This is a genomic window from Roseateles sp. (assembly GCF_047654785.1).
In the GTDB taxonomy this organism is placed as follows: domain Bacteria; phylum Pseudomonadota; class Gammaproteobacteria; order Burkholderiales; family Burkholderiaceae_C; genus Pelomonas.
Window position 1 is genome coordinate 382884 of record NZ_JASGKQ010000001.1, and the last position, 17127, is coordinate 400010.

At 71.2% G+C, this 17127-nt stretch carries 15 protein-coding genes; 12 read left to right on the forward strand and 3 right to left on the reverse strand.

The annotated features are described in order from the left end of the window. Positions 1-8: 8 nt before the first annotated feature. From ftsA to QM788_RS01800, 7 genes are all read left to right on the forward strand, one after another. Complete coding sequence (ftsA, locus tag QM788_RS01770; RefSeq protein ID WP_415659758.1) at positions 9-1238, forward strand: cell division protein FtsA; 1230 nt, start codon at positions 9-11, stop codon at positions 1236-1238. Positions 1239-1318: 80 nt separating this feature from the next. Next, on the forward strand, positions 1319-2551 hold the full coding sequence (ftsZ, locus tag QM788_RS01775) for a cell division protein FtsZ (protein WP_415659759.1): 1233 nt from the start codon (positions 1319-1321) through the stop codon (positions 2549-2551). A gap of 156 nt (positions 2552-2707) precedes the next feature. Next, positions 2708-4672, forward strand: coding sequence for an ATP-binding protein (locus QM788_RS01780; protein ID WP_415659760.1), 1965 nt, complete (start codon positions 2708-2710; stop codon positions 4670-4672). Positions 4673-4690: 18 nt separating this feature from the next. After that, positions 4691-5626: a UDP-3-O-acyl-N-acetylglucosamine deacetylase gene (gene lpxC, locus QM788_RS01785; RefSeq protein WP_415659761.1), complete on the forward strand. Its 936-nt coding sequence runs from the start codon at positions 4691-4693 to the stop codon at positions 5624-5626. Next, the gene (locus tag QM788_RS01790; RefSeq protein WP_415659762.1) at positions 5623-6159 is read left to right on the forward strand and encodes a hypothetical protein; all 537 of its coding nucleotides are present in this window, start codon (positions 5623-5625) and stop codon (positions 6157-6159) included. The genes lpxC and QM788_RS01790 overlap by 4 nt, the downstream gene beginning before the upstream one ends. Positions 6160-6161: 2 nt before the next feature. Continuing rightward, the gene (locus QM788_RS01795) at positions 6162-6383 is read left to right on the forward strand and encodes a hypothetical protein (protein WP_415659763.1); all 222 of its coding nucleotides are present in this window, start codon (positions 6162-6164) and stop codon (positions 6381-6383) included. Then, positions 6383-6568 carry a hypothetical protein gene (locus QM788_RS01800; RefSeq protein WP_415659764.1) on the forward strand — a complete coding sequence of 62 codons (186 nt, stop codon included), beginning with the start codon at positions 6383-6385 and terminating at the stop codon, positions 6566-6568. The genes QM788_RS01795 and QM788_RS01800 overlap by 1 nt, the downstream gene beginning before the upstream one ends. Before the next feature lie 249 nt (positions 6569-6817). Here QM788_RS01800 and QM788_RS01805 read toward each other — a convergent pair whose 3' ends face one another. Both QM788_RS01805 and QM788_RS01810 read right to left on the reverse strand, forming a co-directional pair. After that, positions 6818-8311, reverse strand: a complete 1494-nt coding sequence (locus QM788_RS01805; RefSeq protein WP_415659765.1) for a carboxypeptidase M32 — start codon at positions 8309-8311, stop codon at positions 6818-6820. Next, entirely contained in the window at positions 8308-8805 is a 498-nt protein-coding gene (locus tag QM788_RS01810) for a YqaA family protein (RefSeq protein ID WP_415659766.1), read from the reverse strand. Before QM788_RS01810 ends, QM788_RS01805 begins: the two co-directional genes overlap by 4 nt. A gap of 133 nt (positions 8806-8938) precedes the next feature. Here QM788_RS01810 and dusB point away from each other — a divergent pair, with 133 nt between their 5' ends. From dusB to QM788_RS01835, 5 genes are all read left to right on the forward strand, one after another. Continuing rightward, entirely contained in the window at positions 8939-9940 is a 1002-nt protein-coding gene (gene dusB / locus QM788_RS01815; protein WP_415660301.1) for a tRNA dihydrouridine synthase DusB, read from the forward strand. Positions 9941-9942: 2 nt separating this feature from the next. After that, entirely contained in the window at positions 9943-10197 is a 255-nt protein-coding gene (locus QM788_RS01820) for a helix-turn-helix domain-containing protein (protein WP_415659767.1), read from the forward strand. A 7-nt stretch (positions 10198-10204) separates the two neighbouring features. Further along, positions 10205-11782 carry a bifunctional phosphoribosylaminoimidazolecarboxamide formyltransferase/IMP cyclohydrolase gene (gene purH / locus QM788_RS01825; RefSeq protein WP_415659768.1) on the forward strand — a complete coding sequence of 526 codons (1578 nt, stop codon included), beginning with the start codon at positions 10205-10207 and terminating at the stop codon, positions 11780-11782. 171 nt (positions 11783-11953) lie between these two features. Then, positions 11954-13363 (forward strand): coniferyl aldehyde dehydrogenase, encoded by a 1410-nt coding sequence (locus QM788_RS01830; RefSeq protein ID WP_415659769.1) that lies wholly within the window; start codon positions 11954-11956, stop codon positions 13361-13363. After that, the gene (locus QM788_RS01835) at positions 13360-14970 is read left to right on the forward strand and encodes a GMC family oxidoreductase (RefSeq protein ID WP_415659770.1); all 1611 of its coding nucleotides are present in this window, start codon (positions 13360-13362) and stop codon (positions 14968-14970) included. The genes QM788_RS01830 and QM788_RS01835 overlap by 4 nt, the downstream gene beginning before the upstream one ends. Before the next feature lie 9 nt (positions 14971-14979). On the opposite strand, the gene QM788_RS01840 is transcribed toward QM788_RS01835, so the two are convergent. Then, positions 14980-17127, reverse strand: a complete 2148-nt coding sequence (locus tag QM788_RS01840; RefSeq protein ID WP_415659771.1) for a peptidase domain-containing ABC transporter — start codon at positions 17125-17127, stop codon at positions 14980-14982.

Consider the following 17127-nt stretch of genomic DNA (forward strand, 5'->3'; position numbering starts at 1 on the left):
GGACGGACATGGCCAAGGAATACAAGGATTTGGTCGTCGGGCTGGATATTGGCACCGCCAAGATCATGGCGGTCGTGGCCGAGGTTTTGCCGGACGGCGAATTGCGCATCGCCGGCCTCGGTGTGGCGCCCTCCAACGGCCTGAAGCGCGGCGTCGTGGTGAATATCGACGCCACCGTGCAGTCCATCCAGCAGGCGCTGAAGGAGGCCGAAATGATGGCCGACTGCAAGATATCCCGGGTTTACACGGGGATCACCGGCAGCCATATCCGCGGCCAGAACTCGACCGGCATGGTCATCGTGCGCGACAAGGAGGTCACGCCGGTGGACGTGACCCGCGTCGTCGAAACCGCCAAGGCCATCAATATCCCCAACGACCAGCGGCTGCTGCTGGTCGAGCCGCAGGAATTCGTCATCGACGGCCACGAGGTCAAGGAGCCCATCGGCATGAGCGGCGGGCGGCTGGAGGTCAAGGTCCATATCGTGACCGGCGCCCAGAGCGCCGCCGAAAACATCGTCAAATGCGTGCGCCGCTGCGGCCTGGAGGTGGACCAGCTGGTTTTGAACCCGAGCGCGTCCAGCCATGCGGCGCTGACCGCCGACGAGCGCGACCTGGGCGTCGCGCTGGTCGATATCGGCGCCGGCACCACCGACGTGGCGATATTCACCGGCGGCTCCATCCGCCATACCGCCGTCATCCCGATCGCGGGCGACCTGATCACCAGCGACATCGCGATGGCGCTGCGCACGCCGACCAAGGATGCCGAGGAAATCAAGGTCGAATACGGCGTCGCCAAGCAGCTGCTGGCCGACCCGTCCGACCAGGTGGAGGTGCCGGGCCTGGGCGACCGCGGCCCGCGCATGCTGTCCAAGCAGGCGCTGGCCGGCGTCATCGAGCCGCGCGTCGAGGAAATCTTTTCGCTGGTGCACCAGGTCATCCGCGAGAGCGGGTATGAGGAACTGCTGTCCAGCGGCATCGTGCTGACCGGCGGCTCGGCCGTCATGCCGGGCATGGTGGAACTCGCCGAGGACATTTTCCTGAAACCTGTCCGGCGCGGCCTCCCCACCTATTCAGGGGGGCTTTCCGACATGGTCGCCAACCCGCGCTCGGCCACCGTGATGGGCTTGCTGGAGGAGGCCAGGCTGTCGCGCAGCCGGGGTTTCAAGGCCGCGCAGCAGGCCGGCTCCGTGCAAACCCTGCTCGGCCGGGTCAAGGATTGGTTCATGGGGAACTTCTGATCCCTAGAAAATGAGAAAAATTGTTCAACATCTAGTCATTCGTTGCGTGCCCGAGGCACAATTGCAGCAGGAGGTTTGATATGCCCATCGAGATGATCGAAGAGTTTGACCAAGGCACCCAAATCAAGGTGATCGGGGTCGGTGGCGGCGGCGGCAATGCGGTCGACCACATGATCGCCCAGGGGGTCCAGGGCGTTGAATTCATCTGCGCCAATACCGATGCGCAGGCCCTCAACCGGTCCCGGGCGGACCAGTTGCTGCAACTGGGCTCCACCGGCCTGGGTGCCGGCGCCAAACCTGAAATGGGCAAGGCGGCCGCCGAGGAGGCCGAGGCGCGCATCCGCGAATCCATCGCGGGTGCCAATATGCTGTTCATCACCGCGGGCATGGGCGGCGGCACCGGCACGGGCGCCGCGCCGGTGATTGCGCGCGTCGCCAAGGAAATGGGCATCCTGACCGTCGGCGTCGTCACCAAGCCCTTCGAATTCGAGGGCGGCCGGCGCCTGAAGGCGGCCGACGCCGGCCTGGCCGAGCTGGAAGCCAACGTCGATTCGCTGATCGTCGTGCTGAACGACAAGCTGCTCGACGTGCTGGGCGACGATGTGACGCAGGATCAGGCCTTCGCGCACGCCAATGACGTGCTGAAGAACGCCGTTGGCGGCATTTCCGACATCATTCACATCCCCGGCCTCGTCAACGTCGACTTCGAGGACGTGAAGACGGTGATGAGCGAGCCCGGCAAGGCCATGATGGGCACGGCCCAGGCCACCGGCCCGGACCGCGCCGCCAAGGCCGCCGAGGCGGCCGTGGCCTGCCCGCTGCTGGAGGGCATCGACCTGTCCGGCGCGCGCGGCGTGCTGGTGCTGATCGCCGCCGCCCGCGCGAACTTCAAGCTCAGCGAGTCGCGCAACGCGATGAACGCCATCAAGCGCTATGCGTCCGAGGAAGCGCACGTCATCTTCGGCACCGCCTACGACGAGTCGCTGGGCGACGCGCTGCGCGTGACCGTCATCGCCACCGGCCTGACCGCCGGCCGCGCCCGCCAGCAGGCGCCGCTGCAGGTGGTGCAGACCAGCCAGGTCGTGCGCAACGGCACCGACGGCATGCCGGTGCTGACGCAGGCGGTGGCCATGGCCGCGCCGGCGGCGCAGGCCAACGTCGGCCTGGGCCTGGGCGATTTCGCCAACGCCAACGTGCCCAGCGTGTGGCGCCACGGCCGCTCGGGCAGCGCGGCCGCCAAGGTCGAGGCGCTGTCGTCCAACGGCATGGACGAGATCGAGATCCCGGCCTTCCTGCGCAAGCAGGCGGACTGACCGCGCACCCGGCCATCGCCTCCTGGAGAAGGGCGGGCCCGCAAGGGCCCGCCTTTTTCTTTGGCGCGGGCGCCTGCTCCCGGGGCGGGGCGAAGGGCCGCCACACCCCTGTGGCATGCTCGCGCTCCATGCCGACGATCGCCGCCCCCGTGCCCCATGCCTGACTGGGGCTTGCTGCTGCGCCGCTGGCTGCTGCTGCTCGCGCTGGCCCCGGGCCTGGCGGCGCAGGCGCAGCGCCTGCCGCAGCCCAGCGCGCATGTCGGCGGCGACGAGGCCGCGCCCGTCGAGCTGGCCACCCGCGCCTGGACGCGCGCCCAGCTCGAGGCCTGGTGGACCGCGCTGCGCCGCCATGCGGTGGCCGGCGGCGACCACCTGGCGGTGCCGGACGAGCTGCTGCCGCCGGCCGGTGCCACTGCGTGGCGGCCGGTGGTGCTGCCCGACGTGCGCGTCCGCCCCGGCGCCGCCGTCGTCAGCGACGCGCAGGGCTATGAGATGCGCTGGTACCGCGTCCAGGTGCCGGCCGGCAGCGGCGAGGCGCAGGCGCTGTACCTGCCGCGGCTGGCGACGCTGTCCGCCGCGGTGCTGGCGCGCACCGGGCAGGGCTGGCGGCTGCTGCTGGACAACCAGCGCGTCGAGCGCGAGCAGTGGGTGCAGCCGCTGTGGCTGCCGCTGCCCGGGGTCGGCGAGCCGGGGCTGGAGCTGGTCGTCGCGCTGCCGGTGCCGGTGGACAGCTACCGCGCGGTGTCGCGCCTGTGGGTCGGCCCGCGCGATGCGCTGGAGAAGCGCTGGCGGTGGCGGGTGCGCATGCAGTCCGGCCTGCCGCAGGCGGCCAGCCTGACGCTGGCGGTGCTGGGCTGCTTCGCGCTGACGCTGTGGATGCGCCGGCCGGACGAGGGCATCTACGGCCTGTTCGCGCTCGGCGCGGCGGCGTGGATGGTGCGCAGCCTGCACTACTACATGAGCCCGCCGGCGTCGGCGCCGGCGCAGGACTGGTTCTGGTGGGTCGCGCATGCGTCCATGGGCTGGGTCATGCTGACGGCGCTGCTGTTCGCGCTGCGCTTCGCCCAGCGCCGCTACCGGCGGCTGGAGCAGGGCCTGATCGCCGGCGTCGTGCTGGTCAGCGTGGCCAGCATGCCGCTGTGGCTGCGCCAGCTCGACCTGGTGGTGCTGCAGTACGCCGTCACCGCGGCGGTGGCCGGCGTGGGCATCGCCTGGGTGGCCTGGCTGGCCTGGCGCGAGCGCCACTCCGAGCTGCGGCTGATGGCGCTGGCGCTGGTGGCCGGCGGCCTGGTCGGCGCGCACGACCTGGCGGTGCTGGCCGGCTGGGCCTGGCCGGAGCATGTCTTCCTGATGCCGTTCGCGATGCTGGCGGTGACGCTGAGCTTCCTGCATGCGGTGCAGCGCCGCTACGTCGGCACCGTGGAGCAGGTGCGGGCCCGGAACAGCCAGCTGCAGGAGAACCTGGACGAGCAGGTCTCGGTGCTGCAGGCGCAGAACGCGCAGCTGCGCGAGGCCGAGCGCCAGCAGGCGCTGCTGCTGGAGCGCCAGCGGCTGATGGCCGACATGCACGACGGCCTGGGCTCGTCGCTGCTGTCGGCGCTGGTGGCGACAGAGCAGGGCAGCATGACGCAGGAGCAGTGCGTGGAGGTGCTGCGCGAATGCGTGGACGACCTGCGCCTGGTCATCGACTCGCTGGAGCCGGTGGGGCACGACCTGGTCTCGCTGCTGGCGACCATGCGCTACCGCCTCGGCAAGCGGCTGCAGGCCGGCGGCCTGCGGCTGGAGTGGGACGTGCAGGACCTGCCCACGCTGCCGTGGCTGGAGCCGCCCGACGCGCTGCACGTGCTGCGGCTGATGCAGGAGGCGCTGAACAACGTGCTCAAGCACGCCCGGGCCAGCCGGGTGCGCCTGGTCACGCGCGACCACGGCCGCTACGTCGAGATCCGCGTCGAGGACGACGGCGCCGGCTTCGACCTGCAGTCCATCCAGCACGGCCGCGGGCTGAAGAGCCAGATCCGGCGCGCCCAGCGGCTGGGCGGCAAGCTGCGCATCGACTCCTCGCCCGGCAATGGCACGCGGCTGTCGCTGCGATTGCCCGTGGAGCGCAAGCCCCCGGCCTGATGCTGGGACAATCCCGGCATGGTCAAGCAACGCACCCTGAAGTCGATCACCCGCGCCGTCGGCGTGGGCATCCACAGCGGCCAGAAGGTCGAGCTGACGCTGCGCCCGGCGCCGGCCGACACCGGCATCGTCTTCCGCCGCGTGGACCTGTGCCCGCCGGTGGACATCCCGGTGGGCGTGACGGCGGTCAGCGACACCCGCATGGCCACCACCATCAGCCCCGGCGGCGACCCCGGCGCGCCCAAGGTGCAGACCATCGAGCACCTGCTGTCCGCCTGCGCCGGCCTGGGGCTGGACAACCTCTACATCGACATCAACGCCGACGAGGTGCCCGTGCTGGACGGCTCGGCCGCGAGCTTCGTGTTCCTGCTGCAGTCCGCCGGCATCGCGCTGCAGGACGCGCCCAAGCGCTTCCTGAAGGTGAAGAAGCCGGTGGAGGTGCGCCAGGGCGAGGGCAAGAAGCTGATGTGGGCACGGCTCGAGCCGCACCACGGCTACACGCTGAGCTTCGAGATCGAGTTCGACAACCCGGCCGTGGCGGCCACCGGCAGCCGCTTCGTGTTCGACATGGGCTCGGGCGCGTACAAGAAGGAGATCGCCCGCGCGCGCACCTTCGGCATGACGGCCGACATCGACCTGATGCGCTCACGCGGCCTGACGCTGGGTGGCTCGATGGACAACGCCATCGTCGTGGACGACTACAAGGTGCTGAACGCCGACGGCCTGCGCTACGACGACGAGTTCGTCAAGCACAAGATCCTGGACGCGATCGGCGACATGCAGGTGGCCGGCATGCCGCTGCTGGCCGCGTACACCTCCTTCAAGGGCGGCCACGCGCTGAACAACAAGCTGCTGCGCGCGCTGCTGGCGGACGAGGACGCCTACGAGGTCGTCACCTTCGCCGACGAGCGCGCGGCGCCCAAGGGCTTCGCGGAGCTGGCGCCGGCGTGGTGAGCGCGACGCAGGTCAACAAGCTGGGCGAGCGGCTGCGCGGCGAGCCGATCACCCCGGACGACCTGCTGCTGCTGGATGACTACCGTCGGCAATTCGCGGCCGCCAGCGCCGAGGTGGAGCGGGTGCTGCGGGAGGAGTTCCACCAGCAGCCCGCCACGCGCGAGGCCAAATCGACGCCTGCGATCTGCGCCAAACTCAGGCGCGAGCGCGGTTCGCGCCTGGCGTCCATGCAGGACATCGCCGGGTGTCGGGTCGTGGTGGCGGACCGGCAGGCGCAGCGGTCGCTCGCCCGGGCCTTGGCCCTGCGGTTCGCTGGTCACCGGCACGGCGAGGGCGATGCCGCGCTGCTGCAATGGATGGAGGCTCTCTCGGAGGCCGTCGATCGGGTCGAGCGCGGGTTGGACGGCGAGGCGGTACCGCCCCCGGCCGAGGTGCCCATGTTGCCGGCCGGCCCCGGCATCACGCCGGACCGTGACAACCTGGCCCGCTTGCTGAAGGCGCTCGTGACGGCCATGCCCGTTCTTGGAGAGTGACGATGATTTATCTGATGGATTTCGACCCGAAGCACCGGCGCCTGCACCGCATGAAGGTCTTTGACGACCTGCAGCGCCCGCTTGCGCAGGACGAGCGGCTGCAGCTGGAACTGCGCCACCTGCAAGCGGGTGAGCAGCGGGAGGTCGTGCTGCTGGCGGCTGCCGACGAGGCCACCCTGCGCCACACGCACGCGCGGTACTTCGCCACGGTGGCGGCGTCCTGATGCTGATCGCCCGCCTCGTCGTCGGCCTGCTGCTGTTCTCGGCCGTCGTCTGCTTCGCGCTCGCCATCGCCACCGGCCAGCCGCGCTGGCGGCGGCTGGGCCTGGTCATCATCAAATGGACGCTGATCGCCGGCCTGGCGTTCTTCGGCGTGCTGATCCTGGAGCGGCTGGCGCTGATGTTGTGACGCCGTTCACGGCCGGCGGGCGCCCCCTTGGCTTGCGGGGATGCGGACGCGGCCCGGGATGCCCAGAATGCGCCCACGGTCACCGGGCGCCTTGCGCGCGGCGGCCCAGCCCGGAGAGAACAACCACCGGGTGCCACGCGCGGAGATGGCCGGGGGGCCGGGGACGCGCCGTGGATTGGAAGAGAGCTCGTTCGAACCGAACTTGGGCCGCCCCTGAGGGGCGGCCCTTTTTTTGCGCACTGCCGGTTGTCAGCCGCCCAGGTAGCGGGCGCGCAGGTGCGCCTCGAAGTGCGCCGGGTTCAGCGCCTCGCCGCTGGCGCGCCGCACCAGCTCGGGCGTCTCGTAGCGGCTGGCCTGCCGCCACACGTGGCTGCGCAGCCAGTCGAACACGCCGCCCAGCTCGCCGCGGGCGATCTGCGCGTCCAGGCCGGGCTGCTGCGCGCGCATCGCGGCGAACCATTGCGCCGCGTACATCGCGCCCAGCGTGTAGCAGGGGAAGTAGCCGAACAGCCCGGCGGGCCAGTGCACGTCCTGCATCGGGCCGTCCTTGAAGTTGCCGCGCGTGTCCAGGCCGAGCAGCCCGGCCATCTTGTCGTCCCACAGCGCGGGGATGTCGTCCACCTCGGCCTCGCCTTCGATCAGCGCCCGCTCGATGTCGAAGCGCAGCAGGATGTGGGCGGGGTAGGTCACCTCGTCGGCGTCCACGCGGATCAGGCCCGGCTGCACGCGCGTCAGCAGCCGGTGCAGGTTGCCGGGCTCGAACGCCGGCTGGTCGCCGAAGTGCCTGGCCAGCAGCGGCGCCAGCAGCGCGGCAAAGGCCGGGTGGCTGCCCAGCTGCATCTCGAAGGACAGGCTCTGGCTCTCGTGGATGCCCATGGAGCGCGCGCGGGCGATGGGCTGGCCCAGCAGCTCGCGCGGCAGGTTCTGCTCGTAGCGGCCGTGGCCGGTCTCGTGGATGGTGCCCATCAGGCTGGGCAGGAAGTCGTCCTCGCGGTAGCGCGTGGTCATGCGCACGTCTTCCGGTACGCCGCCGCAGAAGGGGTGGGTGCTCTCGTCCAGCCGGCCGGCGGCGAAGTCGAAGCCCATCAGCCGCATCGCGTCCAGGCCGAGCGCCTTCTGCGCGGCGGCCGGGAAGGGGCCGGCCGGGGCGATCACGGCCTCGCGCGCCTGCCTGTCCGTCACCGCGCGGATCAGCCCCGGCAGCCAGCCGCGCAGCGGCGCGAACACGCGCTCGACCTCGGCCGCGCGCATGCCGGGTTCGTACTGGTCCAGCAGCGCGTCGTACTTCGACAGCCCGGCGCTCTGCGACAGGCACTCGGCCTCCTGGCGGGCGATCTTCAGCACCTCGCGCAGATTGGGCGCGAAGCCGGCCCAGTCGTTGGCCGGGCGCTGCGTGCGCCAGGCGTGCTCGCAGCGGTTGTTGGCCAGGCTCTTGGCCTCCACCAGCGCCTGCGGCAGCGCGTTGGCGGCGCGCCAGGCGCGGGTGATCTCGCGCAGGTTGGCGCGCTGGGTGTCGTCCAGCGGCTCGGCGGCGGCGCCGGCCAGCAGGCCCGGCAGCGCCGGGTCGGTGGCGAGCTGGTGCAGCAGGCCGTCCATCTCGGCCAGCGCCAGGCTGCGCGCCTCGTTGCCGTGGGTGGGCATGTGGGTGGCCTGGTCCCATTGCGCGATGGCCTGCAGGTGGGCCAGGCGGTGCAGGCGCTGCTGGCGGGCGGCGAGGTCTTGGTAGCAGGAGGAAGGGGTCATGACAGCCAGGATTCCGGAACGAGCCACAGCAGGGCGGCGGTGTAGAAGACGAAGCGCAGGAACTTGCCGGCGGCCATCCAGCCCAGGCAGGGCCAGAACGGCAGCTTGAGCCAGCCGGCCACGGCGCACAGCGGGTCGCCGACGACGGGTAGCCAGCTCAGCACGCAGGCCTTGGGGCCGAAGCGCCGCAGCCACTGCGCCGCGCGCGAGTGCCGGGGTTCGTGGTGCCGCACGGCCTCGACGGCCTTCTCGGCGCCGTAGCCCATCCACCACGACACCGCGCCGCCCAGCGTGTTGCCCAGCGTGGCGACGGCGATGGCGGGCCAGAACATGCCGGGGTCGGCCTTGACGACGAGGAACACCGCCGGCTCCGAGCCCAGCGGCAGCAGCGTCGCGGAGACGAAGGCGACGACGAACACCGCCGCCAGCCCCACCTGGGGCAGGGCCAGCGCGGCGAGCAGCTCGTGGATGAATTGGGCCAGCCAGGCTTCCATGGCGGCATTGTGGGCCGGGCGGGCCGCCGGAGGCGGCTGGCTACAATCCCGCCTCATTTTTGAGCAGACCCACGTGCAGATCGGCCCCCACCTCCTCCCCGAACATGCCGGGACCGCGCTGTTCGTCGCGCCGATGGCCGGGGTCACGGACCGGCCCTTCCGCCAGCTCTGCCGGCGCCTGGGCGCGGGCTACGCGGTCAGCGAGATGGTCACCTCGCGCAAGGAGCTGTGGCACAGCCTGAAGACCTCGCGCCGCGCCGACCACCGCGGCGAGCCCGGGCCGATCGCGGTGCAGATCGCCGGCACGGATGCGGCGATGCTGGCCGAGGCGGCCGTCCACAACATCGACCGCGGCGCGCAGATCATCGACATCAACATGGGCTGCCCGGCCAAGAAGGTTTGCAACAAATGGGCCGGCTCGGCGCTGATGCGCAACGAGGCGCTGGCGCTGGAGATCGTCGAGGCGGTCGTCGCCGCGTGCGCGCCGCGCGGCGTGCCCGTGACGCTGAAGATGCGCACCGGCTGGAGCGCGGACGAGCGCAATGCGCTGCGCCTGGCCACGCGCTTCGAGGCCGCCGGCATCCAGATGCTGGCCGTCCATGGCCGCACCCGCGAACAGGGCTACAAGGGCCTGGCGGAATACGACACCATCGCCGCGGTGAAGGCCGCGCTGTCCATCCCCGTCGTCGCCAACGGCGACATCGACTCGCCCGAGAAGGCGCGCGACGTGCTGGCCCGCACGCGGGCCGACGCGCTGATGATCGGCCGCGCCGCCCAGGGCCGGCCGTGGATCTTCCGCGAGGTGGCCCACTTCCTGGCGACCGGCGAGCACCTGCCCGCGCCCACCGTGGCCGAGGCGCGCGACTGGCTCACCGAGCACCTGCACGACCACTACGGCCTGTACGGCGAAGCCAGCGGCGTGCGCAGCGCGCGCAAGCACATCGGCTGGGCCGTGCGCGGCCTGCCGGGCGGCGAGGCCTTCCGCCAGCGCATGAACACGCTGGAGCGCTGCGACGCGCAGCTGCGGGCGCTGCGCGACTGGTTCGACGACCTCGGCCAGACCTTTGAGAGGCTGCCTGCCGCCGTGGCCGCCAACGACGACCAAGCCCGGGCCGACCCCGCCTGCGCCGCCTGACCATGAGCGCCCAGAAGAACACCCCCCCGCCCAATCCCATCGACGCCTGCGTGCGCGAGAACCTCGAAGCCTTTTTCAGCGACCTCGACGGCCAGGAGCCGCACTCGATGCACGAGATGCTGATCAAGCTGGTGGAGAAGCCGCTGTTCGAGATCGTCATGCGCGAGGCCGGCGGCAACCAGAGCAAGGCCGCGCAATGGCTGGGCATCAACCGCAACACGCTGCGCCGCAAACTCACTGATCACAACATTGGCTGACCCGACCATGGCACTCACCGCACTCCTTTCCGTGTCCGACAAGACCGGCATCCTCGAATTCGCGCAAGGGCTGCACGCGCTCGGCGCCCGGCTGCTGTCCACCGGCGGCACCGCCAAGCTGTTGGCCGACAACGGCCTGCCGGTGACGGAGGTGGCCGAGCACACCGGCTTCCCCGAGATGATGGACGGCCGCGTGAAGACGCTGCACCCCAAGATCCACGGTGGCCTGCTGGCGCGCTCCGACCTGCCCGAGCACGTGGCGGCGATGGCGCAGCACGGCATCGCGCGCATCGACATCCTCGCCGTCAACCTCTACCCCTTCGAGGCGACCGTCGCCAAGCCCGGCTGCACGCTGGAGGACGCCATCGAGAACATCGACATCGGCGGCCCGGCCATGGTGCGCAGCGCGGCGAAGAACTGGAAGGACGTGACGGTGCTGACCGACGCGGCCCAGTACGCCGCCGTGCTCGACGAACTGAAGGCGCACGGCAAGACCAGCGACAAGACCCGCTTCGCGGCCAGCGTCGCCGCCTTCAACCGCATCGCGCAGTACGACGCGGCGATCAGCAACTACCTGTCGGCGCTGCAGGAAGACGGCTCCAAGGCCGAGTACCCGGCGCAGATGAACGCGAGCTTCGTCAAGGTGCAGGACCTGCGCTACGGCGAGAACTCGCACCAGAGCGCCGCGCTGTACCGCGACCTGTTCCCCGCGCCCGGCTCGCTGGTGACGGGCCGGCAGTTGCAGGGCAAGGAGCTCTCGTACAACAACATCGCCGACGCCGATGCGGCGTGGGAATGCGTGAAGAGCTTAGCCACGCCGGCCTGTGTCATCGTCAAGCACGCCAACCCCTGCGGGGTGGCCGTCGGCGCCGATCCGGCCGAGGCCTACGCCAAGGCGTTCAAGACCGACCCCACCAGCGCCTTCGGCGGCATCATCGCCTTCAACCGCGAACTGGACGGTGCGGCGGCGCAGCTCGTCGCCAAGCAGTTCGTCGAGGTGCTGATGGCGCCGTCGTTCAGCGCCGAGGCGCTGGCGGTGTTCAAGGGCAAGGCGAACGTGCGGCTGCTGCAGATCGCGCTGCCGCCGGGCGGCGCGACGCCCTGGCTGCAGGGCCGCAATGCCGGCGACAGCAAGCGCGTCGGCTCCGGCCTGCTGCTGCAGACGGCGGACAACCACTTCCTGAAGCGCGAGGACCTGAAGCTCGTCACGACGCTGCAGCCCACGGCCCAGCAACTCGACGACCTGATGTTCGCCTGGACCGTCGCGCAATACGTGAAGAGCAACGCCATCGTCTTCTGCGGCGGCGGCATGACGCTGGGCGTCGGCGCCGGGCAGATGAGCCGGCTGGACTCGGCCCGCATCGCCTCCATCAAGGCCCAGCACGCGGGCCTGAGCCTGAAGGGCTCGGCCGTCGCCAGCGACGCCTTCTTCCCGTTCCGCGACGGGCTGGACGTGCTGGCCGACGCCGGCGCAACCTGCGTCATCCAGCCGGGCGGCTCCATGCGCGACGACGAAGTGATTGCAGCGGCGAACGAGCGCGGCATCGCCATGGTCCTCACCGGCGTCCGCCACTTCCGGCACTGATATCGCCTGACGCGGGCCGGCTCAGGCGCGCCCGGCGCTCGGCCCGCAATATTCAAATTCCCCTGTCGTCCGCGCGACTAGATGCGTTCCTCTAGTCCAGGGCCTCCCCCGATGGTGGGGCCCCCGCTTGCGGTTAGCCTCGACCGGTCGACAAGAACCGGAGACGAAGCCATGGACACCGCGCTGCAGGAACGCCTGCATCTGGCGCTGACGGCGCAGCGCCGCGCCTTCGAGGCGGAGCGCATGCCCGCCTACGAGGTGCGCCGCGACCGCCTGCAGCGCCTGCTGGCGATGACGCGCCAGCACGCCGAGGCGCTCGCCGCCGCGATGGCGCGGGACTTCGGCCATCGCGCGCGCCAGGAGTCGCTGCTGGCCGACCTCTTCACCGTCGAGGCCGGCGCCCGCCATGCGCTGAAGCATCTGCGCCGCTGGATGAAGCCCAGGCGCGTCGCCACGCCGCTGCACTTCCTGCCCGGCCGCAATGTGCTGATGCGCCAGCCGCTGGGCGTCGTCGGCATCGTCTCGCCCTGGAACTACCCCTACTACCTGGCGATGGAGCCCGCCATCGCCGCGCTGGCGGCCGGCAACCGCGTGCTCATCAAGCCCTCCGAACTGACGCCGGCCACCAGCGAACTGATGGCGCGCATGGTCGCCGAGCACTTCGCGCCCGAGGAGATGCAGGTCATCACCGGCGATGCCGAGGTCGGCCGGGCCTTCACCGAACTGCCGCTGGACCATCTGTTCTTCACCGGCTCCACCGCCGTCGGCCGCCACGTCGCGCAGGCGGCGGCGAAGCACCTGGTGCCGGTCACGCTGGAGCTGGGCGGCAAGTCGCCGGCCCTCGTGGACCGCAGCTGCGACCTGGCGCTGACCGCCTCGCGCCTGGCCTTCGGCAAGCTCTTCAACGCGGGCCAGACCTGCGTCGCGCCCGACTACCTGCTCGTGCCGCACGAGCTGGTCGAGCCCCTGAGCCAGCGCCTGCTGGCCGAGATGCGCCGCATGTACCCGCGCATCGCCGGCAATGCCGACTACACCAGCATCGCCACGCCGCGCCACCACGCGCGCCTGCAGGGCCTGCTCGACGACGCCGCCGCGCGCGGCGCGCGCGTGCTGCGCACGCACGACGAGCAGCCCGGCGACCGCCGCCTCGTCCCGGCGCTGCTGCTCGACGTGCCGCCCGACGCCACCGTCATGCGGGAGGAAATCTTCGGCCCGCTGCTGCCCATCGTCGGCTACGGCCGGGTCGAGGAGGCGCTCGCCCACGTCAACGCGGGTGATCGCCCGCTGGCGCTGTACTGGTTCGGCAGCGACGCCGCCGTGCGCGACCGCGTGATGCGCGAGACGCACGCGGGCGGTGTGACCATCAACGACTGCCTGTGGCATCTCGGCCAGGAGGAGCAGCCCTTCGGCGGCGTCGGCGCCAGCGGCATGGGCGCCTACCACGGCGAATGGGGCTTCCGCACCTTCAGCAAGGAGAAGCCGCTGTTCATCCAGTCGCGCTTCGCCGGCACGCGGCTGTTCCAGCCGCCCTATGGCGCGACCTTCGAGCGCCTGCTCGGCTTGTTGAAGAAACTCCCATGACCGACCCCCAGCGTTTCGACGAAACCCACGACGTCATCGTCATCGGCGGCGGCTCGTCCGGCTCGGCGCTGGCCGGGCGCCTGAGCGAAGACCCGGGCACCAGCGTGCTGGTGCTGGAGGCCGGCGCCGACGTGAACAACTGGCTCGGCACCGTGCCCACCGGCGCCGTGCTGATGGTGCCCAGCAAGCTGCACAACTACGCCTTCCAGACCGTGCCGCAGCCCGGCCTCGGCGGCCGCCGCGGCTATGTGCCGCGCGGCAGGATGCTGGGCGGCTCGTCGGGCATCAACGCGATGGTCTACATCCGCGGCCAGCGCGAGGACTACGACCACTGGGCCGCCTTGGGCAACCCCGGCTGGGGCTGGGACGACGTGCTGCCCGACTTCGTCAGGAGCGAGTGCAACGACAGCTTCGGCGCGCCGCTGCACGGCCAGGCCGGGCCGCTGAAGGTCAGCCAGTTGCGCACCGACAACCCGCTGCACGCCGCCTGGCTCGCGGCCGGCCGCGAGGCGGGGCACGCGGTCAACGCCGACTTCAACGGCGAGACGCAGGAAGGCATCGGCATCTACCAGGTCACGCAGGACCGCGGCGAGCGCTGCAGCGCGGCCCGCGCCTACCTGCGCCCGCACCTGGGCCGGCCCAACCTGCGCGTGACGGTGCAGGCGCAGGTGCAGCGCGTCCTCTTCGACGGCCGTCGCGCGGTGGGCGTGGAGGCGCGCGTCGGCGGCGTGCTGCGGCGCCTCGGCGCGCGCCGCGAGGTCGTGCTGGCGGCCGGCGCCATCCAGTCGCCGCAGCTGCTGATGCTGTCCGGCGTCGGCGACGCGGCGCAGTTGCAGGCGCAGGGCATCGCCGTGCTGCACCACCTGCCCGGCGTCGGCGCCAACCTGCAGGATCACCCGGACTTCGTGTTCGGCCTGCGCAGCCGCAGCCTCGACAGCTTCGGCCTGTCGCTGCGCGGCGGGCTGGCGTTCTGGCGCGCCATCCGCCGCTACCGCGCCGAGCGGCGCGGCATGCTGACCAGCAACTTCGCCGAGGGCGGCGGCTTCTTGCGCACGCGGGCCGACGAGCCGCGGCCCGACATCCAGCTGCATTTCGTCGTCGCCGCCGTGGAAGACCACGCCCGCAAGCTGCGCTGGGGCCACGGCATGTCCTGCCACGTCTGCCTGCTGCGGCCGCGCAGCCGCGGCAGCGTGCGGCTCGCCGGCCGCGACGCGGCCACCGCGCCGCTGATCGACCCGGCGTTCTTCCAGCACCCCGACGACCTGCCGCAGATGGTGGCCGGCTTCAAGCTCACCCGCGCGCTGCTGAACCAGCCGGCGCTGCGCGCGCACTGGCAGGCCGAGATGTGGGACACCGAGACGCGCAGCGACGCCGACATCGAGGCCCTGCTGCGCCAGCGCGTGGACACCATCTACCACCCGGTCGGCACCTGCCGCATGGGCAGCGACGCGCTGGCCGTCGTGGACGCCGAGCTGCGCGTGCACGGCCTGCAGGGCCTGCGCGTCGTGGACGCGTCCATCATGCCGACGCTGGTCAGCGGCAACACCAACGCGCCGGCGATGATGATCGGCGAGAAGGCGGCGCGGATGATGCGGGCGGCGGCCTGACGGCGCCGTTCAGGCCGGCACCGCCTCTTCCGCCCGCTCGCCGGGCGCGGGCGGCTCGGCCATGGCCCGGGCCACCGCGACGACCTTCCCGGCCTTGATCTGCACCACGCGCTGTGCGCCGGCAATCGTCTCGGGCCGGTGGGCGATGACGAGGCGGGTGAGCCGCATGTGCGCGATGGCCGCCGTCACCGCGCGCTCGTTGCCCAGGTCCAGGTGGCTGGTCGCCTCGTCCAGCGCCAGCACGCGCGGCTGCTTGTACAGCGCGCGCGCCAGCAGCAGCCGCTGCTTCTGCCCGCCCGACAGCCCCGAGCCCAGGTCGCCCACCAGCGTCTGGTAGCCCATCGGCATGCGGGCGATGTCCTCGTGCAGCTGCGCCATGCGCGCGCAGGCCTCCACCCGCGCGGGGTCGGGCTGCACGTCGAAGAAGGCGATGTTGTCGGCCAGGCTGCCGGTCAGCAGCACGTCCTCCTGCATCACGGTGCCGATCTGGCGCCGGAAGTTGGCGATGCCCAGGTGCCGCACCGGCTGCCCGCCGTACAGCACCTCGCCCTCGGTGGGCTGCAGCAGCCCCAGCGCGATCTTCAGCAGCGTCGTCTTGCCCGCGCCCGACGCGCCGACGACCGCCACGCTCTCGCCGGCCGCGATGCTGAAGTCCGCGTCCTTCAGCACCCACGGCTCGCCCTCGCCGTAGCGGAAGCTCACGCCGCGCAGCTCGATGCCGGGCGGCAGGTGCGCGAGGTCGTTGTGCGGCAGCTCGTCCTTCTCGGGGGGTTCCAGGCAAATGTCGGCCAGCCGCTCGGCATGCAGGCCCAGCATCTTCAAATCCACCGCGTAATTGATGAGCGCCGACACGCGCCCCGAGAACTGGCCCTTGTAGGCCAGGAAGGCGAACAGCATGCCCACCGTCATGCCCGCGCCGGAACTCGCGCCGCCGCCGGCCAGGCCGCCCATGATGAGCCGCGCCCCCAGCCACAGCACCAGCAGGTTCTCCAGCCCGAAGATGAAGGTGCTGGCGGTGGAAAAGCCCATGCCCATCCGCGCCGTGCGCAGGTCGCGGTTCTGCACCTCGACGAGCAGGTTCTGCCAGCGCGCGCGGCGCTCCTGCTCGCGGCCGAAGAGCTTGAGCGGCGTCATCGCCCGCAGCGTCTCCAGGAAATGCGTGTTCTCCCGCGCCGCCACCACCAGCCGCTCGGCCGCCGCGTTGCGAAACGGCGCGTAGGACGCCCAGCGCAGCAGGCCATACAGCGCGACCGCGCCCACGGTCACGGCCGCCAGCGTCGGGGCGTAAATCAGCATCATCACCAGCGCCGCCACCGCCATCAGCCCATCCAGCACCGCTTCGATGACGGCGGTGGTCAGCGTCTTCTGGATCGCCTGCACGGCGCCGAAGCGCGAGGTGATGTCGCCCAGGTGGCGCAGCTCGAAGAAGGCGACCGGCAGCTTCACGAGATGGGCGAAGACATTGCCGGCCCACTGCAGGGCCAGCGACTGGCTCAGCACGATCACCATCCACGAGCGCGCCAGGCCGATCAGCGTCTGCACGAGCAGCAGCAGGCCGAAGCCCAGCGCCAGCACGGTCAGCAGGTCGCGGTCGCCCGAGGTCAGCACTTCGTCCACGACCATCTGCTGCAACAGCGGCGCGACGATGGCGAACAACTCCAGCACGGCCGCGACGCCGAAGATTTGCAGCAGCGAGCGCTTCAGGCCGGTGACCTTGCCGGTCAGCGCCGACAGGCTCACGCGCGGGGCGGGTGCCTGGGGCTTGAATTCGGCGCTGGGGCTCAGCTCCAGCGCGACGCCGGTGAAATGGCGTGACACCTCGGCCAGCGGCATCCGGCGCTCGCCGACGGCGGGGTCGAGCAGGGTGATGCTTCGCCGGCCAACCTGCTTCAGCACGACGAAATGGTTCATGTCCCAGTGCAGGATGCAGGGGAGCTTCAGTTGCCCCAGATGCTCCAGCGTCAGCTTCAGCGGCCGTGACGTGAATCCCAGCGAGGCGGCCATGCCCAGCAGGTCGCGCAGCGAAACCCCGTGGCGGGATACCGTGAACCTGCGGCGCAGGTCCAACAGATCGGCACTGGCGCCATGCGCGGATGAAATCATCGCCAGGCAGGCGATGCCGCACTCCGCGGCTTCGGATTGGATGATTGCGCGCAT

Excerpts from the sequence above, each read along its gene's own strand:
- ftsA (WP_415659758.1), top strand. The coding sequence starts at position 9 with ATGGCCAAGGAATACAAGGATTTGGTCGTCGGGCTGGATATTGGCACC.
- ftsZ (WP_415659759.1), top strand. The coding sequence starts at position 1,319 with ATGCCCATCGAGATGATCGAAGAGTTTGACCAAGGCACCCAAATCAAG.
- QM788_RS01780 (WP_415659760.1), top strand. The coding sequence starts at position 2,708 with ATGCCTGACTGGGGCTTGCTGCTGCGCCGCTGGCTGCTGCTGCTCGCG.
- lpxC (WP_415659761.1), top strand. The coding sequence starts at position 4,691 with ATGGTCAAGCAACGCACCCTGAAGTCGATCACCCGCGCCGTCGGCGTG.
- QM788_RS01795 (WP_415659763.1), top strand. The coding sequence starts at position 6,162 with ATGATTTATCTGATGGATTTCGACCCGAAGCACCGGCGCCTGCACCGC.
- QM788_RS01800 (WP_415659764.1), top strand. The coding sequence starts at position 6,383 with ATGCTGATCGCCCGCCTCGTCGTCGGCCTGCTGCTGTTCTCGGCCGTC.
- QM788_RS01805 (WP_415659765.1), bottom strand. The coding sequence starts at position 8,311 with ATGACCCCTTCCTCCTGCTACCAAGACCTCGCCGCCCGCCAGCAGCGC.
- QM788_RS01810 (WP_415659766.1), bottom strand. The coding sequence starts at position 8,805 with ATGGAAGCCTGGCTGGCCCAATTCATCCACGAGCTGCTCGCCGCGCTG.
- dusB (WP_415660301.1), top strand. The coding sequence starts at position 8,939 with ATGGCCGGGGTCACGGACCGGCCCTTCCGCCAGCTCTGCCGGCGCCTG.
- QM788_RS01820 (WP_415659767.1), top strand. The coding sequence starts at position 9,943 with ATGAGCGCCCAGAAGAACACCCCCCCGCCCAATCCCATCGACGCCTGC.
- purH (WP_415659768.1), top strand. The coding sequence starts at position 10,205 with ATGGCACTCACCGCACTCCTTTCCGTGTCCGACAAGACCGGCATCCTC.
- QM788_RS01830 (WP_415659769.1), top strand. The coding sequence starts at position 11,954 with ATGGACACCGCGCTGCAGGAACGCCTGCATCTGGCGCTGACGGCGCAG.
- QM788_RS01835 (WP_415659770.1), top strand. The coding sequence starts at position 13,360 with ATGACCGACCCCCAGCGTTTCGACGAAACCCACGACGTCATCGTCATC.
- QM788_RS01840 (WP_415659771.1), bottom strand. The coding sequence starts at position 17,127 with ATGCGCGCAATCATCCAATCCGAAGCCGCGGAGTGCGGCATCGCCTGC.